The sequence below is a fragment of the Collinsella sp. AF38-3AC genome, assembly GCF_003474365.1.
Lineage (GTDB): Bacteria > Actinomycetota > Coriobacteriia > Coriobacteriales > Coriobacteriaceae > Collinsella.
Genome location: NZ_QROM01000001.1, coordinates 340,624 through 347,147 on the forward strand (window position 1 = coordinate 340,624; position 6,524 = coordinate 347,147).

The window sequence follows — 6,524 nt, forward strand, 5'->3', positions numbered from 1 at the left end:
GAGTTGTGAGCATATGGGGGAGGTAAACAAGATCAAATTTGATTAGACGCTCAGATCATGAGACGCCTGAAACCAAACGATGACTCCCAGAATCCTAATTCGGCGTTTGTCCAGCACGATATCCGGTTCCGCTGTGCGATATGAGTGGGATGAGAGCATCACGGTATTCGTGCCGGTGCTATAACGCCGTATGACGATTCTCGAATTATCGGCCAAGGCGAGGACGGAGCATCCGTTCCAGGGTTTTAGGCTGGGATCCACGAGGAGAAGGGATCCAATCGGGTAGCATTTGGACATGGCGGATGTGTCCATTTGAACAAAGAAGCACTCGCGATGTTTCTTGAATACGGATGAGGGAAGCGCGGTTGTTCCGGTTTGTTTAAGTCCCGTTCTGCCTCCTGTCATCTGGATTTTAAATACATCGCAAAGGGAATCAGTAGTAACTTCTTTGGATTCCCCCTTCCGCCCCTCGTGGTCGAGCTTTGCGGCAAGCCCTGCGGTTTCAGATGTGAGGTCGTCGAGCTGCAGGTTAAATGTCGATACTATCTTGAGCAACGTTGAGCGGCGGATTGCATAACGATCCTTTTCCCAGCGGCATACCGTTTCTTTGGAGACGCCGACGAGTGTCGCGAGCTCCTCCTGTGTTAGCTGATCGCGCTTGCGAAGCGCCTTTATGTTTTGACCCGTTCCCATTTTATGAAGTGCGGACGAGGGGAAGGCAGAGGCAGTTGGGACCGCCAAAGCCGTTTGTCAGCTCGAAGATAGAGATGGGAACAAGTTCAATACCTGCCTGCTCCAGCGCTTTGTTGGTTTTGACGTTTTCTTCGTATACGCAGACCTTGCCGGGCTCCAAACAAAGGGTGCTTGTGGCATTGTTGGACCTTTCGACCTCTGCTGCTCCGGGATTTGAGCCACCGCAAAAGATAAATTGCAACGAATTTGAGCCCAGAGCTAATCTCAGCGCTTCTTTCAGACCGCCTTCGACATGACGCGCCCGGGTTGTCCTTTCCGATCTGCCCCGTGTAATGCGGTAGACCCGTGCTTGATCGAGAAGCTCACGGTCAACGAGGAATGTCTCGTAGCCAACGCGAGCGAAATATGTGTCGAGATGGATACAGAGGTCATCGTAGGGGACCTGTATGGCCCATACGGACTCAATAGCAGAGTTCTCATCCCAGAGCAAGTTATTTGCTAGGGTGTCTATCGCCGCTGGCTCGGTTCGTTGGGAGATTCCAACGGCTACGTTTTCGCAGTTGAGGTTGTGCAGGTCGCCGCCTTCAAAGTGGTAAGTCGATTCATGCTTGAAGAACTGAGGAGCCTCGCGGAAATCTGGGTGATATGTAAAAATCGTTTTGTAGGCGATAACCTCACGGTTGCGCTCCGGCCAGTACATATGGTTGAGTGTGACGCCTTCGCCGATGACGCTCGCCGGGTCGCGTGTGAACCACATGGTGTTAAGGGGGCTTACGAGAAGGTCGTCGGGCGAGTATGCATCTCCCGTCAGTTTTGCGAGGCTGAATATCTCCTTATCCGTATCGAAGACCTGGGAATAACGGATGCCGTTGACGGCCGCTTGGGCCAGAGCGCGGGAGCCCTCGATGTGCTCGAGGTAATCGCGAATAGCGGACTCGAGCTCAATGCCGCACGCGCCGCATTCTCTAATGAAGCTATCGATAAAGGAGCGACGCGCTTGGTCTGTCGCATCAAGGGCTTCGGTAAGAAGGTTTTCAAGATAGAGAATCTCTACTCCTTCGCGCTCGAGCATCGTCGAGTAAGCATGATGCTCCTTGAGAGCCTTTTCAAGATCGAATGAGCTGCTAGACGGGCGTAGCGTAAAGACTTGATTGAACTGCCCGTCGGGGTAATTGCGCGTTTCGGAGCCGGGGCAGTGCAGGAGGGCCTTTTTTAGCTTTCCTATTTCGTTTTGAACATGTAGTGCGGACATAAGACCTCGCTTTGGCGATGAGTATTTATTGCTTCCATAGTGGCACATTACGAGATTGTTTCAATTTACATCATATCTGTCACAGGTAAATGGCACGAACCGAGCTGCTAATTGATGTTAAACATCAATTAGCAAAGTAAATTGACGAATTACATCAATCTAAAGGCCGTTTACGGGTCGATGCGCTTCGTTGACGGGCGAAGAGACGGAAGGATGTTTTGCGCGATGACACAATGGCTTTGCCGGCAACGAAAAACCCCTGAATTAAGGAGGAGAGATGGCAGAGACAGAAAAGAAGCGCACTCTTCGAGTCCCGCACGTGTACACCATCATTCTCGTCTTGATGGCCGTATTTGCCGTTCTGACCTGGGTCGTGCCTTCGGGCTCGTTTGAGCGCCAGGAGGTTAACGGTCGCGAGGTAACAGTCTCGGGCACCTATGAGCCTGTCGATAAGGTCTATACGGACGAGGACGGCAACGAGGTCGATCTTCGCCAAGGCATCTTCGAAGTACTTGAGGCCCCTGCGATCGGCATCCAGCAAGCGGTCGAGGTCGTTGCATTCATTATGATCGTGGGAGGTTCCTTCCAGGTCATCACGGCGACCGGAGCCATCACGAGCGGCGTCGCCCGAGTGGTGAAGAAGTTCAAGAGCAAGGACGTCCTCATCATTCCGATCCTAATGGTGCTTTTTGCCTTGGGCGGCAGCACCTTTGGTATGGCAGAGGAGACGCTTCCGTTCTTTGCGATTCTTATGCCGATCATGATGGCCATGGGCTTCGACTCAATTACAGCGTTCATGACGGTGTTTGTGGGTGCCCGTATCGGATACATCGCATCTACCGTTAACCCGTTCAACGTCCTGATTTCCCAGGGCATCCTCGGCATCCAGGGCAACCCCCAGCTTTGGTTGCGTACTATCGCCCTTGTCGTGCTCACTGCAGTTGCCATCGCATGGGTTGTGATGTATGCCCTCAAGGTTAAGAAGAATCCCGAGGTATCCCCAGCTTTCCACGATGATATCGAGAAGCGCAAAGAGTTTGGCGCGGACGAGAATCTCCTCGATAGCGAGTTCACCGCTAGGCAAAAAGCCGTCATGGTTATTTTCGTGCTTGGACTTGGCGCTATCATTTGGGGTCTGGTAACCCAGGGCTGGTACATGAACGAGATCTCTGCGATTTTCTTGGCCATGGCTCTTCTTTCGGGTGTTGTTTCCGGGATGAATGAGAAGGAGATCGCTGGCGAGTTCGTTAAGGGAATTGCAGACTTCGCGTTCTCTGCCATCGTTGTTGGCCTCGCCCGCGGAATCCTCGTAATCGCCAATGACGGCCTCATCATCGATACGATTCTCAACACGCTCGCCACGGCTCTCTCTGGAGTTCCGGCAGTTATCTTTACGAGCATTCTCTATGTCGTGGATAACCTTCTGTCGATCCTCGTTCCGAGCTCCTCGGGCATCGCTGCTCTTACGATTCCCATTTTCGGCCCGCTTGTTGAGCTGATGGGCTTAAACCCCGAGGCTGCAGTTACGGGTCTTTCCATGGGCAGCGCGGCCATGTCTCTCATTTCGCCAACAAGCGCGATGCTCGTTGCCGGTCTTGGCGTCTGCAAGATTCCGCTTGGCCAGTGGTGGAAGGTTGCTTGGAAATTCTTCCTGGTCGTGAGCGTTATCTGCATGGCATTCACTGCGGTTTCGGGCCTTATCCCCCTGCCGTAAAAGCAAAACCCCACATACAAGTTGTGAGAAAGAAGGATAGAGATGAACAAAGGACTGAACGTTCATAGCGAGATTGGCGCCCTCAAGAAGGTGTGCGTCCATCGCCCCGGTATGGATCTTGTAAACATGAAGGCGGAGGATTTCGACCGCGTTTGGATTCACGATGCGTTCTATCTGGACTATGCCCAGAAAGAGCACGATCAGTTTACCGACCTTCTTCGCGGCGCTGGCGCCGAGGTCGTCTATATGGAAGAGCTGCTCGCTGAGACGTTTGACAAAGTCGAGGGCACTCGCGCAGAGTTCATGACGAAGTTCATGGGTGAGTCCGGCATCTCCAACGCGGCCCTTCGCCAGGCCGTTGTCGAGAAGCTTGATTCGATTAAGGACAACAAGGAGTTTGTCCTTGCTGCCATGGGCGGCCTCTACGTTCGCGACCTCGAGATCCCCAAGGTTGGCGGTTCTCTTGCCAGTATGGACGGCGAGGAGTTGAAGGCTGACGATATGGTGCTGTTCCCCATGCCGGCCTCGTATTTCTCCCGTGACCCTCTGGCTGTCGTGGGCAAGGGCGCTACCATGAACCGCATGTACTGGAATCAGCGCAACCGCGAGGTAATCTTCTACGAAACGGTGCTGCGCAACCATCCCGATTACGCCGGTAGCCCCATCTGGTACGACCACAACAGCGAGTGGCATATCGAGGGCGGCGATATCCTCAACATCAACGCCAAGACGCTCGCCATCGGTATTTCCGAGCGCACCCAGACTGCGGCCATCGATGAGCTCGCCAAGAATATGTTCTGGGGTTCCGATGAGGCCGAGATCGAGAACATCTATGCCATCAAGATCCCGCACGGCTACGCCTACATGCACCTCGACACCGTCTGCACGCAGGTCGATCGCGATAAGTTCACGGTCTATCCCGGCATCTACCAGACGCTTCGTGCCTACCGCCTGACCAAGGGCGATGCAGAGGGGGAGGTGCATATCGAGGAACTCGAGGGCACCCTGCAGCATATCCTCGAGCTTGCGACGGGTATGGACCATATCACCATGATTGAGTGCGGTGGCGGCGATCCGATCGAGGCCTCCCGTGAGCAGTGGAACGATGGTTCCAACACTCTTGCGGTCGCACCGGGCAAGGTCTGCGTGTATGAGCGCAACGTTGTCACCAACGATGCTCTTTACAAGGCTGGCGTCGAGCTGCTCGTCGCTCCCTCCGAGGAGCTTTCTCGCGGTCGCGGCGGCCCGCGCTGCATGACCATGCCGTTCTGGCGTGAGGAAATCTAGTCAGCGTTAGCGTATCTGGGCGGCGCGTGTGCGTCTGCGCCGCCCATCCCTCCTTGTGTGTTCCAACAATCGAAAGGACTCAAATCATGGCTCTTAATCTTTCTGGTCGAAGCGTTCTTACCCTGCTTGACTTTACGCCCGAGGAAATCGAGTACATGCTCGACCTCTCAAAGAACTTCAAGGATATGAAGCGCGCCGGTTATCCGCACCGCTTTCTCGAGGGCAAGAACATTGTCCTGCTGTTTGAGAAGACCTCCACGCGCACGCGCTGTGCCTTCGAGGTCGGCGGTATGGACCTGGGTATGGGCGTGACCTACCTCGACCCCGGCTCGTCGCAGATGGGCAAGAAAGAGTCCATCGAGGATACCGCCCGCGTGCTCGGTCGCATGTATGACGGTATTGAGTATCGCGGCTCCGACCAGTCGATCGTCGAGGAGCTTGCCGCCAAGGCTGGCGTTCCCGTCTGGAACGGTCTGACCAACGAGTACCATCCCACCCAGGCCCTTGCCGACATTCTCACCATGCGTGAGGAGTTTGGCGACACGCGCGGCATGAAGCTCACCTATATGGGCAAGGAGCAGGGCAACGTCAGCGACTCCCTGATGGTTATCTGCGCCAAGCTCGGCATTAACTTCTGCTCCTGCGGACCCAAGGGCGATGTCGAGGGCGCCACGCACTTCGATCCCGAGCTTCTTGAGCGCTGCCAGGAGATCGCCGCTCAGAATGGCTGCACGATCCAGCTCACTGAGGATATCGACGAGGGCGTCAAGGATGCAGACGTGATCTATACGGACGTTTGGGTCGGTATGGGCCAGGCTGAGGAGCTGTGGAAGAGCCGAATCGATCTTCTCTCTCCCTATCGAGTAACGCCCGAGGTCATGGCCAAGGCAAACCCCGGCGCCATCTTTATGCACTGCCTGCCGAGCTTCCACGATACGCAGACCACCATCGGCGCCGAGATTGCCGAGAAGTTCGGCGTGACCGAGATGGAGGTTTCCGACGAGGTCTTTGAGAGCGCGCAGTCTCGCGTGTTCCAGGAGGCCGAGAACCGCATGCATACCATTAAGGCCATGATGTACGCGACGCTTCGCTAGTAGCTGGGAAGTGAACGAACACTATGAGTAAACCGTACGGAAAGCCCGATCGTATTGTCGTCGCCCTCGGCGGCAACGCCCTCGGCAACAACCCCGTCGAGCAGATCGAGGCCGTGAGCAACACCGCCCACGCTCTCCTCGGTCTTATCGAGCAGGGCAACGAGATCATCATCACCCACGGCAACGGCCCGCAGGTCGGCATGATCCAGAACGCCTTCGCCGCTGCCCACGACGCCATCGGCACCCCCGAGATGCCGCTGCCCGAGTGCGGCGCCATGTCCCAGGGCTACATCGGCTACCACCTGCAGCAGGGCATCGGCCGCGAGATGCACAAGCGCTACAAGCGTTGGCACGCCGCCACCGTCGTCACCCAGATCGAGTGCGACCCCGACGACCCCGCGTTCAAGAACCCGACCAAGCCGATCGGCCCGTTCTACACCGAGGAGCAGGCCAAGGAGTTCATGGCCGAGGACCCCTCCAAGGT

General features: G+C 55.6%; 5 protein-coding genes and 1 pseudogene. 4 read left to right on the plus strand and 2 right to left on the minus strand.

Annotated features, from left to right (window positions below; all coding sequences use genetic code 11):
- Positions 1-42 precede the first annotated feature (42 nt).
- Both DW029_RS11835 and DW029_RS01315 read right to left on the minus strand, forming a co-directional pair.
- Complete coding sequence (locus DW029_RS11835; protein ID WP_117799420.1) at positions 43-693, minus strand: LexA family transcriptional regulator; 651 nt, start codon at positions 691-693, stop codon at positions 43-45.
- Position 694: 1 nt separating this feature from the next.
- Positions 695-1,945, minus strand: coding sequence for an arginine deiminase family protein (locus tag DW029_RS01315; protein WP_158557601.1), 1,251 nt, complete (start codon positions 1,943-1,945; stop codon positions 695-697).
- A 277-nt stretch (positions 1,946-2,222) separates the two neighbouring features.
- Here DW029_RS01315 and DW029_RS01320 point away from each other — a divergent pair, with 277 nt between their 5' ends.
- From DW029_RS01320 to DW029_RS01335, 4 genes and pseudogenes are all read left to right on the plus strand, one after another.
- Positions 2,223-3,659 (plus strand): YfcC family protein, encoded by a 1,437-nt coding sequence (locus DW029_RS01320; protein WP_199573656.1) that lies wholly within the window; start codon positions 2,223-2,225, stop codon positions 3,657-3,659.
- A 42-nt stretch (positions 3,660-3,701) separates the two neighbouring features.
- Positions 3,702-4,946, plus strand: coding sequence for an arginine deiminase family protein (locus DW029_RS01325; RefSeq protein ID WP_117794041.1), 1,245 nt, complete (start codon positions 3,702-3,704; stop codon positions 4,944-4,946).
- 86 nt (positions 4,947-5,032) lie between these two features.
- The gene (gene argF, locus DW029_RS01330) at positions 5,033-6,040 is read left to right on the plus strand and encodes an ornithine carbamoyltransferase (RefSeq protein WP_117794040.1); all 1,008 of its coding nucleotides are present in this window, start codon (positions 5,033-5,035) and stop codon (positions 6,038-6,040) included.
- A gap of 23 nt (positions 6,041-6,063) precedes the next feature.
- Positions 6,064-6,524: pseudogene (locus DW029_RS01335) on the plus strand (carbamate kinase); the annotation flags it as partial.

Excerpts from the sequence above, each read along its gene's own strand:
- DW029_RS11835 (WP_117799420.1), bottom strand. The coding sequence starts at position 693 with ATGGGAACGGGTCAAAACATAAAGGCGCTTCGCAAGCGCGATCAGCTA.
- argF (WP_117794040.1), top strand. The coding sequence starts at position 5,033 with ATGGCTCTTAATCTTTCTGGTCGAAGCGTTCTTACCCTGCTTGACTTT.
- DW029_RS01325 (WP_117794041.1), top strand. The coding sequence starts at position 3,702 with ATGAACAAAGGACTGAACGTTCATAGCGAGATTGGCGCCCTCAAGAAG.
- DW029_RS01315 (WP_158557601.1), bottom strand. The coding sequence starts at position 1,945 with ATGTCCGCACTACATGTTCAAAACGAAATAGGAAAGCTAAAAAAGGCC.
- DW029_RS01320 (WP_199573656.1), top strand. The coding sequence starts at position 2,223 with ATGGCAGAGACAGAAAAGAAGCGCACTCTTCGAGTCCCGCACGTGTAC.